This window comes from Streptomyces sp. SCSIO ZS0520, assembly GCF_025643355.1.
Classification (GTDB): domain Bacteria; phylum Actinomycetota; class Actinomycetes; order Streptomycetales; family Streptomycetaceae; genus Streptomyces; species Streptomyces physcomitrii.
This window is the reverse complement of the sequence record NZ_CP092644.1, coordinates 5,309,104-5,328,042: the sequence shown is the minus strand read 5'-3', so window position 1 is coordinate 5,328,042 and position 18,939 is coordinate 5,309,104. Positions and strand designations below refer to the sequence as shown.

Annotated in this window: 18 protein-coding genes and 1 pseudogene; 6 read left to right on the top strand and 13 right to left on the bottom strand. The window is 72.3% G+C overall.

Features of this window, described 5'->3' with window-relative positions:
* Positions 1-144: 144 nt before the first annotated feature.
* Both MID12_RS21190 and MID12_RS21185 read left to right on the top strand, forming a co-directional pair.
* A complete protein-coding gene (locus tag MID12_RS21190; protein WP_040253034.1) occupies positions 145-705 on the top strand; it encodes a VanZ family protein in 561 nt (186 codons plus the stop codon).
* Positions 706-792: 87 nt separating this feature from the next.
* Complete coding sequence (locus MID12_RS21185; protein WP_040253032.1) at positions 793-996, top strand: PspC domain-containing protein; 204 nt, start codon at positions 793-795, stop codon at positions 994-996.
* Positions 997-1,077: 81 nt separating this feature from the next.
* On the opposite strand, the gene MID12_RS21180 is transcribed toward MID12_RS21185, so the two are convergent.
* Both MID12_RS21180 and MID12_RS21175 read right to left on the bottom strand, forming a co-directional pair.
* Positions 1,078-1,545, bottom strand: coding sequence for an ATP-binding protein (locus MID12_RS21180; RefSeq protein WP_263169895.1), 468 nt, complete (start codon positions 1,543-1,545; stop codon positions 1,078-1,080).
* 123 nt (positions 1,546-1,668) lie between these two features.
* The gene (locus tag MID12_RS21175) at positions 1,669-2,823 is read right to left on the bottom strand and encodes an adenosine deaminase (protein ID WP_263169893.1); all 1,155 of its coding nucleotides are present in this window, start codon (positions 2,821-2,823) and stop codon (positions 1,669-1,671) included.
* Positions 2,824-2,939: 116 nt separating this feature from the next.
* Here MID12_RS21175 and MID12_RS21170 point away from each other — a divergent pair, with 116 nt between their 5' ends.
* A complete protein-coding gene (locus MID12_RS21170; protein WP_263169891.1) occupies positions 2,940-3,719 on the top strand; it encodes an alpha/beta hydrolase in 780 nt (259 codons plus the stop codon).
* Between the two features lie 229 nt (positions 3,720-3,948).
* Here the strand turns inward: MID12_RS21170 and MID12_RS21165 are convergent, their stop codons facing one another.
* Entirely contained in the window at positions 3,949-4,992 is a 1,044-nt protein-coding gene (locus tag MID12_RS21165) for a LysR family transcriptional regulator (protein WP_263169888.1), read from the bottom strand.
* 62 nt (positions 4,993-5,054) lie between these two features.
* On the opposite strand from MID12_RS21165, the gene MID12_RS21160 reads away from it, so the two are divergent.
* Together MID12_RS21160 and MID12_RS21155 are read left to right on the top strand one after the other, a co-directional pair.
* On the top strand, positions 5,055-6,452 hold the full coding sequence (locus tag MID12_RS21160) for an MFS transporter (RefSeq protein ID WP_040253025.1): 1,398 nt from the start codon (positions 5,055-5,057) through the stop codon (positions 6,450-6,452).
* Between the two features lie 274 nt (positions 6,453-6,726).
* Positions 6,727-7,743, top strand: coding sequence for a sigma-70 family RNA polymerase sigma factor (locus MID12_RS21155; protein WP_263169883.1), 1,017 nt, complete (start codon positions 6,727-6,729; stop codon positions 7,741-7,743).
* Positions 7,744-7,782: 39 nt separating this feature from the next.
* Here MID12_RS21155 and MID12_RS32305 read toward each other — a convergent pair.
* Positions 7,783-7,947, bottom strand: a pseudogene (locus tag MID12_RS32305) (hypothetical protein); the annotation flags it as partial.
* A gap of 212 nt (positions 7,948-8,159) precedes the next feature.
* On the opposite strand from MID12_RS32305, the gene MID12_RS21145 reads away from it, so the two are divergent.
* Positions 8,160-9,227: an AEC family transporter gene (locus MID12_RS21145; RefSeq protein ID WP_263169882.1), complete on the top strand. Its 1,068-nt coding sequence runs from the start codon at positions 8,160-8,162 to the stop codon at positions 9,225-9,227.
* A 20-nt stretch (positions 9,228-9,247) separates the two neighbouring features.
* Here the strand turns inward: MID12_RS21145 and MID12_RS21140 are convergent, their stop codons facing one another.
* The 9 genes from MID12_RS21140 to MID12_RS21100 form a co-directional block, all read right to left on the bottom strand.
* Positions 9,248-9,658: a type II toxin-antitoxin system VapC family toxin gene (locus MID12_RS21140; RefSeq protein WP_040253019.1), complete on the bottom strand. Its 411-nt coding sequence runs from the start codon at positions 9,656-9,658 to the stop codon at positions 9,248-9,250.
* Positions 9,655-9,909 (bottom strand): hypothetical protein, encoded by a 255-nt coding sequence (locus MID12_RS21135; protein ID WP_040253016.1) that lies wholly within the window; start codon positions 9,907-9,909, stop codon positions 9,655-9,657. Before MID12_RS21135 ends, MID12_RS21140 begins: the two co-directional genes overlap by 4 nt.
* Before the next feature lie 153 nt (positions 9,910-10,062).
* Positions 10,063-11,349 (bottom strand): thymidine phosphorylase, encoded by a 1,287-nt coding sequence (locus MID12_RS21130; protein WP_040253013.1) that lies wholly within the window; start codon positions 11,347-11,349, stop codon positions 10,063-10,065.
* A gap of 169 nt (positions 11,350-11,518) precedes the next feature.
* Positions 11,519-11,926: a cytidine deaminase gene (locus MID12_RS21125; protein WP_040253011.1), complete on the bottom strand. Its 408-nt coding sequence runs from the start codon at positions 11,924-11,926 to the stop codon at positions 11,519-11,521.
* Positions 11,923-13,212: an ABC transporter permease gene (locus MID12_RS21120; protein WP_263169873.1), complete on the bottom strand. Its 1,290-nt coding sequence runs from the start codon at positions 13,210-13,212 to the stop codon at positions 11,923-11,925. Before MID12_RS21120 ends, MID12_RS21125 begins: the two co-directional genes overlap by 4 nt.
* Before the next feature lies 1 nt (position 13,213).
* Entirely contained in the window at positions 13,214-14,341 is a 1,128-nt protein-coding gene (locus MID12_RS21115; RefSeq protein ID WP_263169871.1) for an ABC transporter permease, read from the bottom strand.
* Positions 14,338-15,918 carry an ABC transporter ATP-binding protein gene (locus MID12_RS21110; protein WP_052482510.1) on the bottom strand — a complete coding sequence of 527 codons (1,581 nt, stop codon included), beginning with the start codon at positions 15,916-15,918 and terminating at the stop codon, positions 14,338-14,340. Before MID12_RS21110 ends, MID12_RS21115 begins: the two co-directional genes overlap by 4 nt.
* Positions 15,919-16,111: 193 nt before the next feature.
* A complete protein-coding gene (locus tag MID12_RS21105; RefSeq protein WP_040253002.1) occupies positions 16,112-17,164 on the bottom strand; it encodes a BMP family protein in 1,053 nt (350 codons plus the stop codon).
* A 332-nt stretch (positions 17,165-17,496) separates the two neighbouring features.
* The gene (locus MID12_RS21100; RefSeq protein ID WP_040252999.1) at positions 17,497-18,804 is read right to left on the bottom strand and encodes an amidohydrolase; all 1,308 of its coding nucleotides are present in this window, start codon (positions 18,802-18,804) and stop codon (positions 17,497-17,499) included.
* Positions 18,805-18,939: the final 135 nt, after the last annotated feature.

Below are 18,939 nucleotides of genomic sequence, written 5' to 3'. Positions count from 1 at the left end.
TACGGCTCCGACGGCGGGGCGGGAGGGGCGTACGGGGTGCGAGGGGCGGTCCGCGTACCGTTCCGGCGTCTTTTCCCGCGCGCCCTGTTGACTCGGGCGTCAGGAGCGGGAACCGATCGGCCCCGGTCTCTCGTCCTTGAGGTCGTGCAGCGTCAAGGCTCGGGCGGCGGAATCGTCGCGGTACCACTTCGTGCGGCGGGAGTCGTCCTCCTGGTCGCGCATCTGCTCGTCGTCGCCTGGCTCACCCTGCGGCCGGTGGAGGTCGCCTGGGTGAGCGCGCCCAATCTGCACCCGCTGGCCGGGATCCGCGCGGACTTCGCGCAGGGCTGGTGGCCGGGGCTCCGCCGGGTCGGCAAGGACCTGTTCATGCTGGCGCCGCTCGGCTTCCTGCTGCCGCTGATCGCCGGGCGGGTGAACGCCTCGCCCTTCTTCTCGCTGATGCGGACCACCGCCACCGGAGTCCTGGTCTCCATGTGGATCGGCCTGCTGCAGACCTATATCCCCGGTCAGGTTGTCGACGTCGACTCGCTGCTGCTCAACACCCTCGGGGTGGTCGTCACGCACCTGGCCGTGGTGCCCTGGGCGCGGGCCCGGCTGCGCCGCCGCAGCGGGGCGGACGGCACCGGGGCGGGCCCTCAGGGTCCGACCCCGACGATTGCCAGGGTCGAGTTCGCTCCCTGGGGCGACGCCCTGCGGCGGCCCTGAACGTAGCCTCGAAGAGGAAGCCGGTCATCAGGGACCGGCCCCCGGCGCCGGAGAGCGGCGCGAAGACGGCACGCGAAGGAGCCCGGTATGTCTGCCCTGGTCCGCCCCACCCACGGCCGGATGATCGGCGGAGTCTGCGCGGCGCTGGCGAAGCGCTTCGGCACCTCCGCCACCACGATGCGAGTGATCTTCCTCGTCTCGTGCCTGCTGCCCGGCCCGCAGTTCCTGCTCTACCTCGCCCTGTGGGTCTTCCTGCCGAGCGAGGGCAAGGCCCACCGCGAAGCCTGGTGAGCCGGGACCCGCGTACCGGCACGGTACGCGGGCACCCGAGGGGTTCCCGGCACCGCCGGGAACCCCTCGCCGCTTCCTGCCTCAGCCGCCCAGCGGCAGACCACCGCCGAGCAGGCCGCCGACCGGGGAGCTGGCGCCGCCGAGCGGGAGCCCGCCGAGGAGTCCGCCGACCGGGCTGGAGTCCCCGGTGGGCAGCAGCGAGCCGCTCTCCCGCTGCTGGTCCTGCCGGCCCTGCTGACCCTGGCCCGCCCGCTGGGCCTGCTGCGCCCGCGCGGCCATGGCGGTGGTCGACTCCAGGCCCTCGGTGATCTGCTCCACGGGAGCCGCCGAGTCCACGCCGTCCGCGACCTGCTCCGGCACGCCGAGGACCTTGTTGACGCCGCCGGCCGCGGGGAGGGTCTTGGGCGCCTCGGCGGAGTCGAGTGCGCCGGTGACCGTGCCGAGGGCGTCCGGGGTGGCCGGGGCGGCGGAGGCGGCACCCGCGCCGACGGCGGCGAATGCGGCGCCGAGGGCGGCGACACCGAGGGTCTTGACTGCAGACTGCTTCATGTTCAGTGCGTCCTTGCGACGGGGAATTGAGCGGTCCAAGAACGTATCGAGGCGATTACCCGGCCGCAAACACCGAATCGCGGCCGGAGAAACGAATCCCCTGCCGCGATCGGTTTATCGGAATCAGCCCTCTTCGGAGTCAGAACCCCTGGTCACAGCGGTTTGGCGGAACAGCCACTCGGACTTGAGTTCTGCGTATCCAGGCTTGATCACGTCATTGATCATCGCCAGTCGTTCATCGAAAGGAATGAATGCTGATTTCATCGCATTGACGGTGAACCACTGCATGTCGTCGAGCGTGTAGCCGAAGGTGCCGACCAGGTGCTCGAATTCCCGGCTCATGCTGGTGCCGCTCATCAGCCGGTTGTCGGTGTTGACCGTGGCCCGGAAGTGCAGCTTGCGCAGCAGCCCGATCGGGTGCGCGGCGTAGGAGTCCGCGGCGCCGGTCTGCAGGTTGGAGGTCGGGCACAGCTCCAGCGGGATCCGCTTGTCCCGTACGTACGAGGCGAGCCGCCCGAGGCGCACCGTGCCGTCCTCGGCGACCTCGATGTCGTCGATGATCCGCACCCCGTGCCCGAGCCGGTCCGCGCCGCACCACTGGAGCGCCTGCCAGATCGAGGGCAGCCCGAAGGCCTCGCCCGCGTGGATGGTGAAGTGGTTGTTCTCGCGCTTGAGGTACTCGAAGGCGTCCAGGTGCCGGGTGGGCGGGTAGCCCGCCTCGGCGCCCGCGATGTCGAAGCCGACGACGCCCGAGTCCCGGTAGCGGTTGGCGAGTTCGGCGATCTCCAGGGCGCGGGCCGCGTGCCGCATCGCGGTGAGCAGGGCGCCGACCCGGATGCGGTGGCCGTTCTCGCGGGCGATCCGCTCGCCCTCCCGGAAGCCCTCGTTGACCGCCTCGACGACCTCTTCGAGGCTGAGCCCCTGCTCCAGGTGCTGCTCGGGGGCGTAGCGCACCTCCGCGTAGACCACCCCGTCCTCGGCCAGGTCCTCGGCGCACTCGGCGGCGACCCGGCGCAGCGCGTCCTTGGTCTGCATGACGGCGCAGGTGTGGGCGAAGGTCTCCAGATACCGCTCCAGGGAGCCGGAGTCGGCGGCCTCGCGGAACCAGAGGCCGAGTTTGTCGGCGTCGGTCTCCGGCAGGCCGGTGTAGCCCGTCTCCCGGGCGAGTTCGGCGACCGTCCCGGGGCGCAGGCCCCCGTCGAGGTGGTCGTGCAGCAGTACCTTCGGGGCGCGGCGGATCTGCTCGGCTCCCGGTCCGGCGAAAGTCTGGCTCGTCATCTGCGCACTCTAACGCCTACGCGCGTAGATCACCGCCGGGGGCGCTTTCCGGCCGATACGTAACAGTGATCGCCAAGAGGGGTGGCGCCGTGGAGCGCTTCTGACACTGTTCTGCCATGGGTTCAGTCAAGTCACAAGCGACGGCGGCCCGTGCGGCGCGGCTCTCGGCTCCGATCGGAACCGAGCCCTCCACCGTGAGCGGCGTGGTGCTGCTGCTGCCGGGCGGCGAGGCGGTCTCCGCACGAAAACCCTCGGCGCTGCGCACCTCCGGGATGCGCGGCATGGGACGGCATCTGGCGCGGGCCGGCCGCGCCGAGGGGCTCGCCGCGCATCTGGTCCACTACCGCAACCGCGGCTGGAACGGCAGCGAGGCCGACCTCTCCCAGGACGCGCACTGGGCGGCCGAGGAGGTACGCCGCCGCTACGGAGACGTCCCCGTCTGCCTGGCCGGGGTGGACATGGGCGCCCGGGCCGCACTGCACGCGAGCGGCCACCCGGCGGTCAACTCCGTTTTCGCACTGGCCCCTTGGCTCCCGGAGGACGATGTCGCCGCCGCCCCCGAGCCGGTGAAGCAGCTGCACGGCCGCACGGTCCTGATCGTGCACGGCACCAACGACGAGCGCACCGACCCCGAGCTCTCCTTCCGCCTCGCGGCCCGCGCCAAGAAGGCCCACCGCGACATCGCCCGCTTCGAGGTGCACTCCGACGGCCACCGGCTGGCCCAGCACCGCAGCGAAGTCTTCGCCCTGGCGGCCGACTTCGTCCTCGGCACCCTCTTCGGCCACGCCTTCTCCCGCCCCGTCCAGGACGCCCTGGCGGCCCCGCCGCCCCTGGGCCTGCGGATGCCGCTCGCGGCGGGCTTCGGGAAGTCCCTCGACAAGGCCCGGCGGAAGTGAGCGGGGCGCGCAGACCTTGAAGTGGCCTGTATCCGGGTCGACTTGCGGGGTGAGGGAGCGTACGCCCAGTGCCCGGCCGGAAGTTGAGTTCCGCCGCCCCTGGCACGGGCGGCGACCACCCGTCCGGGGCGAGTGAGCGTACGCCCTCCGTCCGGGCGGAAGGTGAGACCAGCCGCCCCCTGCGCGCACCGCCCCAACCACCCCTGTCCGTACGCGAACTGACGCGCACTCAGGACCGCGGCAGCAGTCGCCCCCGCCGCGAGAGCAGGAAGCGTTTGAAGGCGGCCACCGGCGGGGTGTCCGGGTGGCCGTCCAGCCAGGCGACGCCGATCTCCCGTACGGCCCGCGGGGCGGTCACCGCCAGGTCGGCAAGTCCCGGGCGGGCAAAGGCCGGTGGCGGCAGCAGGGCGACCCCGAGCCCGGCCGCCACCAGTCCGCGCAGGGTCTCCGTCTCCTCGCCCTCGAAGGCCACCCGGGGCCGGAAACCGGCCTGTCCGCACAGCTCGTCGGTGATCCGGCGCAGCCCGTAGCCGGGCTCCAGGGTCACGAAGGTCTCCTCGGCGGCCTCCGCGAGCCGGACCCGGCGGCGCCCGGCGAGGCGGTGGTCCTCCGGCACGACGAGGAAGAGCCGCTGCTCGTCGAGGCGGCGCGCGACCAGGTCGGGGGCGGCCGGTACGGGCGCGGTCAGACAGAGGTCGAGTTCGCCCGCGCGCAGCCGCTCGATCATCGCCTCCCCGTAGGTCTGCACCAGGCTGAAGCGGACCCTCGGATGCTCGGCACGGAAGGCGCGCAGCAGCCCGGGCACCGTCTCGGGACCCATGGTGTGCAGGAAGCCGAAGGCGACCTTCCCCGCGGCGGGGTCGGCGTCCGCGCGCACCTCCTCGGCGGCCCGCTCGACCTCGCCGAGCGCGCGCTCCACGGAGCCGAGGAAGGCGCGGCCCGCGACGGTCAGGGCGAGGGCGCGGCCCCGGCGCGCGAAGAGGGAGATCCCGAGGTCCGCCTCCAGCCGGGCCAGCGCCCGGGAGAGCGTGGACTGCGGCATCCCCAACTCCTCGGCGGCCCGGGTGACATGCTCGGCCCGCGCCACCGCGGCGAACTGCGCGAGGCGCGGGGCGAGCAGCGCCGGCCAGGACTCCGGGTCCAGGGCGACGGCGGAACCGGGCGGGGCCTCGGGGGCGGCGCCCTCCCCGCCGTTTCCGGGGCCGGGATCCGCGCGCTCTTTCCGGCGGCTGTGCGCGCCCTCGCGCCCGACTGGCCTCTGCTCATGCTCCATGGCATCGATTATCGGGTTTTCCCGCATTGGACGCATGAGCCCGGGCTGCCTACGTTCTAGGCATGCTCCCCGCCAGTAGCCGGGCGCCCGGCACCGCACCGGACGCCCTCGCCCCCGCCGCCCCGACCACGACCGCTCCCGCCCGCACCGGTCCCGGGAGCGCCGGGGCGGATGCGGCCACCGAGTCCGCCGGGAGCGCCGAGATCGCCGAGACCACCGGGCCCGCCGAGTCCGCCGAGTCCGCCGAGGAGGCGGCCCGCCTCACCCCGGGCGGCCCCGGCTACCGCCGGATGAGCCTCGCCCTGTTCCTCGCGGGCATCGCGACCTTCGCCCTGCTCTACACCACCCAGGCCCTGCTGCCGCTGATCTCCGCGGACTTCGGCGTCACCGAGTCCGCCGCGAGCTGGTCGGTCTCGGCGGCCACCGGCGCCCTCGCCCTGTGCGTACTGCCGCTGAGCGCGCTCTCCGAGCGGTACGGGCGGCGGACCCTGATGACCGGCTCGCTGGCGGTCGCGGTCGCCGTCGGTCTCCTGGTGCCCTTCGCGCCGAGCCTCGGCGCCCTGGTCGCGCTGCGGGCCGTCCAGGGCGCGGCCCTCGCCGGGCTGCCCGCCACGGCGATGGCCTACCTCGCCGAGGAGGTCAGGCCGCGGGCCCTGGTGGCGGCGATCGGGCTCTTCGTCGCGGGCAACAGCATCGGCGGCATGAGCGGCCGGGTGGTCGGCGGCTGGGCGGCCCAGCTGTGGGGCTGGCGGGTGGCGGTCGGCGTGATCGGCGCCCTCGCCGTCCTCTGCGCCCTGGCCTTCCGCGCCCTGCTCCCCGCCCCGCGCCACTTCACCCCGGCCCCGCTCGCCGCCCGCGCGCTGGCCCGCACGGTCCGCGGGCACCTGGGCGACCCGCTGCTGCGGCGGCTGTACGCGATCGGCGCGCTGTTCATGGCGGTCTTCGGCGCGAGCTACACGGTGATCGGCTACCGGCTCAGCGAGGCGCCCTTCTCCCTCCCGCAGGGCCTGGTCGGCTCGGTCTTCCTGATCTACCTGGTCGGCACCGGGGCCTCGGCCGCCGCCGGACGCCTGGTGGACCGCCTCGGGCGGCGCGGCGCCCTCTACCTGGGCGGCGGTACGGCCGCCGGGGGCCTGCTGCTCACCCTCGCGCCCTCGCTGCCGCTGGTGCTGCTCGGCCTGGTGCTCATCACGGCCGGCTTCTTCACCGGCCACGCGGTGGCCTCCTCCGCGGTGAGCAGGACCGCCGTGCACGGCCGCGCGCAGGCCTCGGCGCTGTACACCTCCGCGTACTACATCGGCTCCAGCGCGGGCAGCACCCTCGGCGCCGTCGCCTTCCGCGCGGGCGGCTGGCCCGGCACCGTCGGCTTCGGCCTCCTCGCCCTGCTCGGCGTGGTCACGCTCACCCTGCTCGGCACCCGCGCGGCCCGCGCCGAACGCCTCGCGGCGGGCGGGACCTGAGCCCTCGCGGGATCCGGGCGGCCTCGTCCGTACGGCCCGAACTCCCCTCCGTACGAGCCGTCCTGCTCACCCTGCGTCCCGCGCCGCGGACCCTGCGTCCCGAGGACTCGCCCCGGGCCGCGCGGAGCGGGAGTATCGGGGCAGGAAGCACTGCATGAGGGGATTTCTCCCCCCAGAGGCCGTTGCAGGGGCCATTGTCAGTGGGGTCCGCTAGCTTCCGTGAGTGTGCCGCCGCCGCTCGGGTGGCGGCAGGGCCACCAGGGGTGTGTGGGTGATGACACAGACGGCGACGAGCGATCTCGACCTCCGGCTTGAGGAGTACCGGATCGAGCTGACGGGCTACTGCTACCGCATGCTGGGCTCCTCCTTCGAGGCCGAGGACGCGGTGCAGGACACCATGGTGCGCGCCTGGCGCAGCTTCGACCGCTTCGAGGGCCGCTCCTCCCTGCGCTCCTGGCTCTACCGCATCGCCACCAACGTCTGCCTGGACATGCTGAACGCGGGCAACCGCCGGGCCCGCCCGATGGACCTCACCGCCCCCCAGACCGCGGCCACCGCCGTCCTCAAGGAGCGCTCCGAGCCGACCTGGCTGGAGCCCGTCCCGGACGGCCGGGTGCTGCCCGGCGGCAGCGCCGATCCCGCGGAGGCGGCCGTCGCCCGCGAGTCGGTGCGCCTCGCCTTCGTCGCCGCCCTCCAGCACCTGCCGCCCAAGCAGCGCGCCGTGCTGATCCTGCGCGAGGTGCTCGCCTGGCGGGCCGCCGAGTGCGCGGAGCTCCTGGAGACCTCCGTCGCCTCGGTCAACAGCGCCCTGCAGCGCGCCCGCGCCACCCTCGCCGCCACCGGCGTCAAGGACAGCGACGCCGCCGACCCGATGGACGAGGACCAGCAGAAGCTCCTGGAGCGGTACGTCCGCGCCTTCGAGGGCTACGACATGAAGGAGCTGACCGCCCTCCTCCACGAGGACGCGGTCCTGTCCATGCCGCCCTACGACCTGTGGCTCCAGGGGCACACCGAGATCCAGGCCTGGATGCTGGGCTCCGGCGCCGGCTGCCGCGGCTCCCGCCTGGTGGCGACCGCGGCCAACGGCACCCCGGCCTTCGGCCAGTACCGCCCGAGCGAGAGCGGCAGCGGCCACGAGGCCTGGGCGCTCCAGGTCATCGAGATCTCAGGAGGCCGGATCACCGGGCTCAACTCCTTCCTGGACACCGCCCGTTGGTTCCCGCTCTTCGGGCTGCCCACCCGGCTCGAAGCCGATGCCGCGGCCGCCGAGCAGTCCGGTCAGCTCCAGTAGCGCCCGCAGCCCCGGGGCGGGTCCGCGCAGGCTGATCCGCCCCCCGGCCCGGCGCGCGGTGAGCTGAAGCCGCGCCAGTACGTCCACGGCGCCCACCCCGCGGGCGTCGAACCGGGCGACATCGCAGACCACCACCCCGTCCGCGCCCGCGGCGAGCCGCAGCCGTACCTCGGCGCAGAGCCGCGCCAGCTCCGCCCGGCCCACCTCGCCGCGCAGGACCAGCACCTCCGGTGTCCTCGCATCCACGCCCCGGTAGACCCCACCCGCGTACCGAACTCATCGGCATCCTCGGCGCCCCCGCCCGCCCCGGCGGAGATCACATTGACCCGGGCGAGCCCCGCCGAGGAGGCTGTCGCCATGCCGTGTACGCCGATACCCCCGCCCCCTTCCCGTGACGGCAGCGGACAGGGGGCGCGGTGCAGGGCGTACTGAGCGGCTTCGCGGTGATCACCGTGGTGATCGCCGTCGGCTACCTCATCGGACGCCGCGGCCACCTCGGCGAGAACGGCCCCGAGGTACTGACCCGCCTCGCCTTCCATGTCGCCACCCCGGCCCTGCTGTTCACCACGCTCTCCCGGGCCGACCTCTCGGTGATCCTCTCCGGGCGCCTGCTGATCACGGCCCTGTGCACGGCCGCCACCGCCGGGGTCTTCGTCGCGGTGGGCGCCCTGCGCGGCTGGGGAGTGGGCCGCACCACCATCGGCGCGCTCTGCTCCAGCTACCTCAACGCGGGCAACCTCGGCATCCCGATCGCCGCCTACGTCCTCGGCGACGCCTCCCTGATCGCACCGGTCCTCCTCTTCCAGCAGATCCTGGTCACGCCGCTCGCCTTGACCGTGCTCGATCTGTCGGGCTCGGGAGCGGGGGCAGAGGTGGGGCTCGGTTCGGGAGCGGGACCGGGGTCCGGGCCCGGCGGCGGGACGGAGGCCGGTTCGGATACGAACTCCGAGCCCGGCTCCGACTCCGGCTCCGGCTCCGGCTCCGGCTCCGGCTCCGGCTCCGGCGGCAAGGACCCGCTGTGGAAGCGGTTGACCACCCCGCTGCGCAATCCGCTCGCGCTCAGTTCGCTCGCCGGGGTCGCGGTGGCCGCCACCGGCTGGTCGGTGCCGGGACCGCTCGGCGACCCGGTGGCCCTGATCGGGAACATGTCCATCCCCGCCGTCCTGCTCGCCCTCGGCATCTCGCTCCGCGGCAGCAGCCTCCCCGGCAGCCCCGGCCCCGACCGCCTCCCGGTGCTGCTCTCCACCGCCCTGAAGTCGGTGGGCCAGCCCCTGCTCGCCTGGTTCCTGGCCGCCGAGGTCTTCGGCCTCGACGGCGAAGCGCTGCTCCAGGTCGTGGTGGTCGCCGCCCTGCCCGCCGCCCAGAACATGTTCACCTACGCCTCCCGCTACCAGGTCGGCGAACGCCTGGCCCGGGAGTCGATCCTGCTCTCCACCCTGGCCTCGGCCCCGGTGATGGTGGGGGTGGCGGCGGTGCTGGGGTGAGGGATGGGCTGAGGCCCCCTTCAGGGCAGGAGCGTCAGCGCGGGGCAGTGGCGAGGGCGGATCACCCGGAAGTGCCGGTGGTCGATGGTCGCGACCTCGTGCACGCCAAGGCGTTCCGCGACAGCGACGACAGAGGCATCAGCCGCGCCGAGCGGCAGGTCCTCGTACTGCTCGACCAACTCCACCATGCGCGAGAGGTCTTGTGAGGTCAGCGCCACGAGACTGAGTTCCTCGGTCTCCAGCGCACGGAGGAACTGCCCCTCCGCACGCGTGCCTGCCCGGGTCTCCAGGAGATAGCAGACCTCGGTCAGGATCGGTCCCGGGACGAGCAGGGGCCCAGGATGTGTTTCGAGCACCCGGAGGCAGTCGGTGTGACGGTCGTCCTTGGCGTTGAAGGCGGCGACGATCGGGCCCGTGTCGCAGATGATCACCGACCGGTGCCGCCCAGTCCTTCACGGAGGATCTCGGACGACCGCGTGGCCAGGTCGGGCTCCGCTTCGAGGGAGCCCGCGAAGGACAGCCGCCGCCGACGCGCCGGAGGCTCCTCGGCCGCGTTCTCGGTGATCCCGGTGTTGTCCACCACGAGGTGGAGCACGACGGAACGAACCGCTTCGGCCTGGTCGGGCCGCAGTTGGTCGATGAGCCGGTGAAGCTCTGGATAGTGGTCGTGAGCAATGCTCATGGCGTCAGTCTAGACGTCTTCCGCACGATCGGTCCGAGGACGGCGGAGGGGGCACGAACGGGAAGAAGGGCCGGTACGTCCCGATCGTCGGGCGAGGGCGTTCCGCTCCCGTCTCCGATGATGCCCGGGCGCCGAGTCCCGGCCCCCGCCCCCTCAGGCCACCCGCTCCCGCACGATTCCCTGGGCCGTGAAGGCGGTGCCGTCCGGCTCGATGTCGTAGGCGCCGGTCAGGGATTCGAGGCCGTAGGGGAAGCGTTCGGGGGTGTCCGTGTGGAGGGTCAGGAGGGGCTGGCCGGCGGTGACGCGGGCGCCGGGCTTGGCGTGGAGTTCGATGCCGGCGCCGGACTGCACCGGGTCCTCCTTGCGGGCGCGGCCGGCGCCGAGGCGCCAGGCGGCGACGCCGATGCCGTAGGCGTCGAGGCGGGTGAGGACCCCGGTGGCGGGGGCGGTGACGACATGCTGTTCGCGGGCGACGGGGAGCGGGGCGTCCGGGTCGCCGCCCTGGGCGGAGATCATCCGGCGCCAGACGTCCATGGCGGAGCCGTCGGCGAGCGCGCGCGCGGGGTCGGCGTCCGGGAGCCCGGCGGCGTCGAGCATCTCGCGGGCGAGGGCGAGGGTCAGCTCGACCACGTCGGCCGGGCCGCCGCCCGCCAGGACCTCGACGGACTCGCGCACTTCGAGGGCGTTGCCCGCGGTCAGGCCGAGCGGGGTGGACATGTCTGTGAGCAGGGCCACGGTGCGCACGCCGTGGTCGGTGCCGAGGCCGACCATGGTGGCGGCGAGTTCGCGGGCGTCCTCCAGGGTCTTCATGAAGGCGCCGGTGCCGACCTTCACGTCGAGGACCAGGGAGCCGGTGCCCTCGGCGATCTTCTTCGACATGATCGAGGAGGCGATGAGCGGGATGGCCTCCACGGTGCCGGTGACATCGCGCAGCGCGTACAGCTTCTTGTCGGCCGGGGCGAGGCCGTCGCCCGCCGCGCAGATGACCGCGCCGGTGGAGCCGAGGACGGAGAGCATCTCCTCGTTGGAGAGCGCGGCCCGCCAGCCGGGGATGGACTCCAGCTTGTCGAGGGTGCCGCCGGTGTGGCCGAGGCCGCGGCCGGAGAGCTGGGGCACGGCCGCGCCGCAGGCGGCGACCAGCGGGGCGAGCGGCAGGGTGATCTTGTCGCCGACGCCGCCCGTGGAGTGCTTGTCGGCGGTGGGGCGGGTGATGCCGGAGGCCGGGGAGAAGTCCATGCGCTCGCCGGAGGCGATCATCGCGGCGGTCCAGCGGGCGATCTCCCGGCGGTCCATGCCGTTGAGCAGGATCGCCATGGCGAGCGCCGACATCTGCTCGTCGGCGACCGCGCCCCGGGTGTAGGCGTCGATGACCCAGTCGATCTGCTCGTCGGTGAGGGCGCCGCGGTCGCGCTTGGTGCGGATGACGGAGATGACGTCCATGGTCTGTCTGTCCTCGGTGAGTGGTGCGTGCGGGAAGTGCGGGGCCCGCCTCCGCCGGTGGGGGCGAGGCGGGCCGGGTGAGTGGAAGCCGCCCCCGGTCGGGCCGGTCGGGCCGGTCGGCCGAACCGGTCGGCCGTGCCAGGTCGGCCCGACTGACCGGCAGGCGGGGTCAGTCGAGCTGGTCCGGGCCGAAGGCGTCCGGCAGCATCTCGGCCAGGGAGCGGATTCCGGAGGCGGTCTCCAGGAGGAGTTCGGGGCCGCCGAACTCGAAGAGGAGCTGGCGGCAGCGGCCGCACGGCATCAGCACCGCGCCCCGCCCGTCCACGCAGGTGAAGTGGGTCAGCCGCCCGCCGCCGGTCAGCCGCAGCTGGGCGATGAGGCCGCACTCCGCGCAGAGCCCGAGCCCGTACGAGGCGTTCTCGACGTTGCAGCCGACCACGACCCTGCCGTCCGTGACGCGGGCGGCGGCACCGACCGGGAAGCCGGAGTACGGCGCGTAGGCATGGGACATCGCCTCGCGCGCCGCCTCCCGCAGCGCCTCCCAGTCGGCCTCGGCGGCCTGCGGGGAGGCGGTCACTTGCCCTGCCCCTTGTGGTAGCGCATGCCGTTGGCCCGTGGCATCCGCAGGCGCTGCGCGGACAGCGAGAGCACGAGCAGCGTCACGAAGTACGGGGTGGCGCCGACGAAGTCGCTCGGCACCTCGTCGGTGGTCAGGTACCAGACGAGGACGGCGGCGGCGGTGAGCGCCGAGAGCCCGCACTGGAGCCAGGCCTTGCGGTAGCCCTTCCAGGCCGCGAGCAGCACGAGCAGGATGAACAGCAGGAGCAGCAGGGCGTGGACGACGGTGCCGCCGTTGCGCAGCTGGAGGGCGTCGGAGAAGCCGAACAGGCCCGCGCCCATGGCGAGTCCGCCCGGCCGCCAGTTGCCGAAGATCATGGCGGCGAGGCCGATGTAGCCGCGGCCGCCGGTCTGGCCTTCCAGGTAGATGTGCGAGGTCACCAGGGCGAGGAAGGCGCCGCCGAGTCCGGCGAGGCCGCCGGAGACCGCCACGGCCGCGTACTTGTAGGTGTAGACGTTGACGCCGAGCGACTCGGCGGCGATCGGGTTCTCGCCGCAGGAGCGCAGCCGGAGGCCGAAGGAGGTCCGCCAGAGCACCCACCAGGTGGCGACCACGAGCAGCGCCGCGATGATCGTCACCACGGACAGGTCGGTGACCAGGCCGCCGAGGATCCCGGCGAGGTCGGAGACGAAGAACCAGTGGTGCTTCTCGATCGAGCTGAGCCCGTCGGAGATCCCGGCCACGCTGAAGTCGGGCAGCGCCTCGGAGGACGGCGACTGCTTGGGGTTGCCGCCCTTGGCCTGCGCCTCGCCCCCGGCGAAGAAGATCTTCGCGAGGTACTGGGTGGCGCCCAGGGCGAGGAGGTTGATGGCCACACCGGAGACGATGTGGTCGACGCCGAAGGTGATGGTGGCCAGGCCGTGGATCAGCCCGCCGATCACGCCGAAGCCGATGCCGCAGAGCAGGCCGAGCCAGGGGCTGGTCTGCCAGCCGAGCCAGCCGGCGCCGAAGGTGCCGAGGATCATCATGCCTTCGAGGCCGATGTTGATGACGCCGGCCCGCTCGGACCAGAGTCCGGCGAGCGCCGCGAGGCCGATGGGCACCGCGAGGCCGAGCGAGGCGGCGATCTGCCCGGCGGAGGTGAGCTGGTCCGCGTCGGTGATCACCCGGACCAGGGAGAGCAGCAGCAGTCCGAAGAAGGTGTAGAGCAGGGCGCGGGTGAGCGTGCTGCGCGAGCGCGGGCCGCCGCTTCCCTTGACCTTGGGAGCCGCGGGAGGCGGGACGTCGGTCATCGTGGCGGTCATCTCACGCCACCTCCTGCTTCTTGACGGGGCCGGAGGCCTGGGCGGCGAGTTCGGCACCCACGCGCTGCTGCTGCCGCTTGATGCCGTAGCGGCGTACGACCTCGTAGGCGATGACGACGCACAGGACGATGACGCCCTGGATCACGCCGAGGATCTCCTTGTCGTAGCCCTGGAATTCGAGGTGGTTGGTGGTGCGCTCCAGGAAGCCCCAGAGCATGGCGCCGAGGGCGATGCCGATGGGGTGGTTGCGGCCGAGCAGCGCGATGGCGATACCGGTGAAGCCGATGCCGCCGGGGAAGTCGTTGCTGAACTCGTGGCTGTCGTTGAGCAGGGTCGGCATGCCGATCAGGCCCGCGACCGCGCCGGAGAGGATCATGCTGGTCGCGATCATCTTCTTGACGCCGACCCCGCTGGCGGAGGCAGCCGACTCGGACATGCCGACCGTACGGAGGTCGAAGCCGAAGCGGGTGCGGCCGAGGATGAACCAGTACAGGACGCCGACGACGGCCGAGACGACGATGAAGCCCCACAGCTCACCGGCCGCGCCGGTGTCGAAGAGGAAGAACTGCGAGCCCGAGGGCAGCGGTTCGGTGGAGACCTTGGTCCCGGCGCGGTCCAGCTCGCCGAGGCGGCCGGGCTGCAGCAGATAGGCGATGACCGCGGTGGCGATGGAGTTCAGCATGATGGTCGAGATGACCTCGCTGACCCCGCGGGTCACCTTGAGCACGCCCGCGATGGCCGCCCAGAGCGCGCCGACCGCCATCGCGCACAGGATGATCAGCGGGATGGAGACGATGCCCGGCAGAGTGAGCGCCCCGCCGAGCGCCGCGGCGATGAAGGCCGCGAGGCGGTACTGGCCGTCCACACCGATGTTGAACAGGTTCATCCGGAAGCCGATGGCCACCGCGACGCCCGCGAGGTAGTACGTGGTCGCCTTGTTGAGGATGTAGACCTGGCTGTCGCTGGCGGTGCCGTAGGTCAGCATGTCGTTGAAGGCGGGCCCGGGATTCTTGCCGGTCGCGAGGATCACCAGGGCGGTGACCACGAGCGCGGCGACGATCGCGAGCAGCGGGGCGGCGATTCCGAGGAACAGCCGCTCCTTGTCGAAGCGGGAGGTGTACTTCTTCATCGGGCCTCGTCCTCCGGCGAGTCGTCCACGTGCTCCAGGTGGCCGGCGGCGGCACCCGTCATGGCGGAGCCGAGCTCCTCGGGGGTGATGGTCGTGGGGTCGGCGTCGGCGACGAGCCGGCCGCGGTACATCACCCGCAGCGTGTCGGACAGGCCGATCAGCTCGTCGAGGTCGGCGGAGATCAGCAGGACGGCGAGGCCCTCGCGGCGGGCCTCGCGGATCTGGTCCCAGATCTGCGCCTGCGCGCCGACGTCCACGCCGCGGGTCGGGTGCGCGGCGATGAGCAGCTTGGGCCGGTGGCTCATCTCCCGGCCGACGATCAGCTTCTGCTGGTTGCCGCCGGACAGCGAGGCCGCGGTGACCTCGATGCCGGGGGTGCGTACGTCGTAGGCGGCGACGATGCGCGCGGTGTCGGCGCGGGCGGCGCGGAGGTCGAGCAGCCCGCCCTTGCTGTTGGGGCGCTCGGTGACATGGCCGAGGATGCGGTTCTCCCAGAGCGGTGCCTCCAGGAGCAGCCCGTGCCGGTGGCGGTCCTCGGGGATGTAGCCGACGCCCTCCTCGCGGCGCCTGCGGGTGGCGACATGGGTGATGTCGTCCTTGTCCAGGCGGATGTGTCCGCTGCCCGGGTCGCGCATGCCCATGACGGCCTCGACCAGTTCGGACTGGCCGTTGCCCTCCACTCCGGCGATGCCGAGGACCTCGCCCTGGTGGATGGTGAAGGAGATGTCGTCGAGGATGACGCGCTCGACGCCGTCGAGGTCGGTCTGGGTCAGGCGCAGGCCCTCGACGGTGAGCATCGGGCGGTCGGTGACCGTGGACTCCTCGGTCTCCGGCGAGGGCAGCTCGCTGCCGACCATCAGCTCGGCGAGCTGCTTGGCGGTGGTCGAGCGGGGGTCGGCGGTGCCGACCGTGGTGCCGCGCCGGATGACGGTGATCTCGTCGGCGACGGAGAGCACCTCGCCGAGCTTGTGCGAGATGAAGATGACCGTCAGGCCCTCGGACTTGAGCTCCCGCAGGTTGTCGAAGAGCGCGTCCACCTCCTGCGGTACGAGGACCGCGGTGGGCTCGTCGAGGATCAGCGTGCGGGCGCCGCGGTAGAGCACCTTGAGGATCTCCACGCGCTGCCGGTCGGCGACGCCGAGCTCCTCGACATGGGTGTCCGGGCGGATGTTCAGCCCGTACGCCTCGGAGATCTCCTTGATTCTGCGGCGGGCCTTCGCCCCGATGCCGTGCAGCTTCTCCGCGCCGAGGACGGTGTTCTCGAGGACCGTCAGATTGTCGGCCAGCATGAAGTGCTGGTGGACCATGCCGATGCCGCGCGCGATGGCGTCGGCCGGGGTGGCGAAGGAGACCTGCTCGCCGTCGACCGTGATGGTGCCCTCGTCCGGCTTCTGCATGCCGTAGAGGATCTTCATCAGGGTGGACTTCCCGGCGCCGTTCTCACCGCAGAGGGCGTGCACGGTGCCCCGGTGGACGGTGATGTCGATGTCGCGGTTGGCGACGACGCCGGGGAAGCGCTTGGTGATGCCGCTCAATTCGACGGCCGGGGTACTGACTTCGGGCTCGGACGCTTTGATGGTGCACTCTCCTCGGGAGAAGGAGCGGAGGAGTACGGAGGGTCTGGCGTCGGCGACGCTAGCGCGGCAACTCCGCGCTACCCGCGTAGAGTTGACACATTGTTATGGCTCGGCGCGTCGGCGTGCGCCGCCCTCGCCGAGCCGGATGCCGCCACCGGCGGGCGGGGCTCCTGCGAGCCCCGCCCGACTGGTGTCACGGGGTGGTCTTGACCTTGATGTCGCCGGCGACGATCTTCTTCTCCGCCGCGTCGAGCTTGGCCTCGATGTCGTCCAGGTACCCGCCGGAGGTCGCCAGCGCCACACCCTTGTCCTTGAGGGCGTAGGAGCTGACACCGGTCTTCGGCTTGCCGTCCTTGACGGACTTCACCAGGTCGTAGACGCCGATGTCGACGTTCTTCAGCATCGAGGAGAGGATCGCGTGCTTGAACTTGGCCAGCGCCGGGACGGCGTACTGGTCGGAGTCCGTGCCGATCGCCCAGGCGCCCTTGACGCCCGCGGCGGCCTCGATGGCGCCGGTGTTGGAGTTGCCCGCGGCCGTGTAGACCACGTCGGCGCCCCGGTCGAGCATGCCCTCGGCGGCCGACTCGCCCTTGTCCGGGCTGGTGAAGCCGGAGGTGTCGTTGCCGCGGCTGAGGTACTGGCGGTCGATCTTGATCTTGGGGTCGGTGTCCTTGACGCCCTGGACGTACCCCGCCTCGAACTTCTTGATCAGCGGGTTGTCGTTGCCCCCGATGAAGCCGACGTGGTTCTTCTTGGTCTTCAGCGCCGCGGCCACACCCGCGAGGTAGGAGCCCTGCTCCTCGGTGAAGACGATGCTGTCGACGTTCTTCTGGTCCACGACCGAGTCGACGATGCCGAAGGTGGTGTCCGGGTACTTCGCGGAGACCTTGTTGACGGCACCGGCGTACGCGAAGCCGACGCCCACGATCGGGTTGTAGCCCGCGTCGGCGAGGTCGGTGAGCTTCTGGACCCGGTCGGCCTCGGTGTCCGAGGTCTTGGCGGTGAGCTCCTTCAGCTCGGCGCCGAGATCCTTCTTGGCCTTGTCGGCACCGCGGGCCGCGGAGTCGTTGAAGGAGTGGTCGCCCCGGCCGCCGACGTCGAAGGCCAGACCGACCTTGACCCCGCCCTTGCCCGAGTCCGAGCCCGAGTCCTCCTTCTCGGAGGATGTGCTGCCACACGCGGTGGCGGAAAGTGCCAGTGCGGCGCTGGCCATACACGCGGCAGAAATCTTCGCTACCCGGCGCAAGGGAGGCTCCTTAGACCTGACCTAAGCGCCTTAGCCGGCGCTCTGCGGATGCGCGCCGCTCGGACGAGTGGCGCAGAGTTTCGCCGCATCGTAACGCGCGTAGATTTCCTCGCCAGACCCTATTCGCAGCCGTTACCGTATCGACGCGAACGGGTCCTGAACGCGCAACCTACGAGAGGTGGCGGAGCCAGGCTACGCCGGTCGGCGGACATCGGCACGGCCTGGGGAAAACCTCTCGCCGGTGGCCGGAAACCGGCCCGGAAACCAGCCCCGGAGCCGGTCCGCGGAGCGCCCCGCCCCACCCTCGGGACGCCCCGTGCACGAGAGACCACTCAGCGCTGCTGCCCGTCGAGGAGGGCGGCCGCGGTGAACAGCTCCACGCCGACCCGGATCGCGGACTCGTCGGCGTCGAAGTCGCCCTGGTGCAGATCGCGCGCGATGCGGTCGTCCGGGCGGCGCACCCCGAGCCGGGCCATCGCGCCGGGCACCCGCTCCAGATACCAGGAGAAGTCCTCGCCGCCGAGGCTCTGGGTGGTGCTCTCCACCGCGTCGGGGCCGCGGCGTGCCGTCATGGCCCGGCGCAGCAGCTCGGTGGCGGCCGTCTCGTTGACCACGGGCGGCACCCCGCGGACGTAGTTGATCTGGCTCTTGGCCCGGTACATGCCCGCGATCTCGTCGACCGCCGCGTGCACCAGGTCCGGCGCCTGCCGCCAGGTGTCCAGGTCCAGGCAGCGGACGGTCCCGGACAGCTCGGCGTGCTGCGGGATCACATTGCAGGCGTGGCCGGACTCGATGCGCCCCCAGGTGACCGCGAGGCCCGAGCGGGCGTCCACCCGGCGCCCGACCAGGGTGGGCACCTCGGTGGCGACCCGGGCGGCGGCGGTGACCAGGTCGGTGGTCAGGTGCGGGCGGGCGGTGTGGCCGCCGGCGCCGTCCAGGGTGATCTCCAGGCGGTCGCAGGCCGAGGTGATGGCGCCGCGGCGCAGCCCGATCTTCCCGGCGTCGACCTTGGGGTCGCAGTGCACCGCGAGGATCCGCCCGACGCCTTCGAGGACACCCGATTCGATGGCGTCCGGGGCGCCGCCGGGCAGCACCTCCTCGGCGGGCTGGAAGATCAGCCGCACCGGGTGCGGGAGTTCGCCCCTGCGGTCCAGCTCGGCGAGGACGAGACCGGCGCCGAGCACCACCGCGGTGTGCACGTCGTGCCCGCAGGCGTGGGCGCGGCCGGGCTCGGTGGAGCGGTAGGCGCAGCCCGTCTTGGTGTCCGGGATGGGCAGCGCGTCGATGTCGGCGCGCAGCGCGAGCATCCGCCGCGCGCCGCCCGCGCCCAGCTCGGTCTCGATGCCGTCCAGGGGCGCCCCGGCGCCGGACTGGGTGGCCATGTCCCCGATGTCGCACATGAGGCCGGTGCCCATGCTCAGTACGTGCGGCTTGAGACCGGCTCTTTCCAGCCGGTGTTTGAGCGCGGCGGTGGTGCGCACCTCCTGGTTGCCCAGTTCGGGGTGCATGTGCAGGTCACGCCGGAAGGCGACCAGCTCGGCGAAGAGCTCCTCACCGAGCAGCCCGGGCAGGCCCGGCAGTCCGAGCAGGCCCGACAGCGGTTCCGCCTCGGGCAGGTCACCTTCTGACTCGTACGGCATCACGTGGCTCACCCTTGGCAGGATACGGCGCCGAAGGGGGCCTCCGAGTGGCGTGGAACGATTCTTCAGCCGTATTGCTCAGAGAAATTTCCCCGCCGCAGGCGTGATCACCACATACGGCGGGTATGTCGTCTG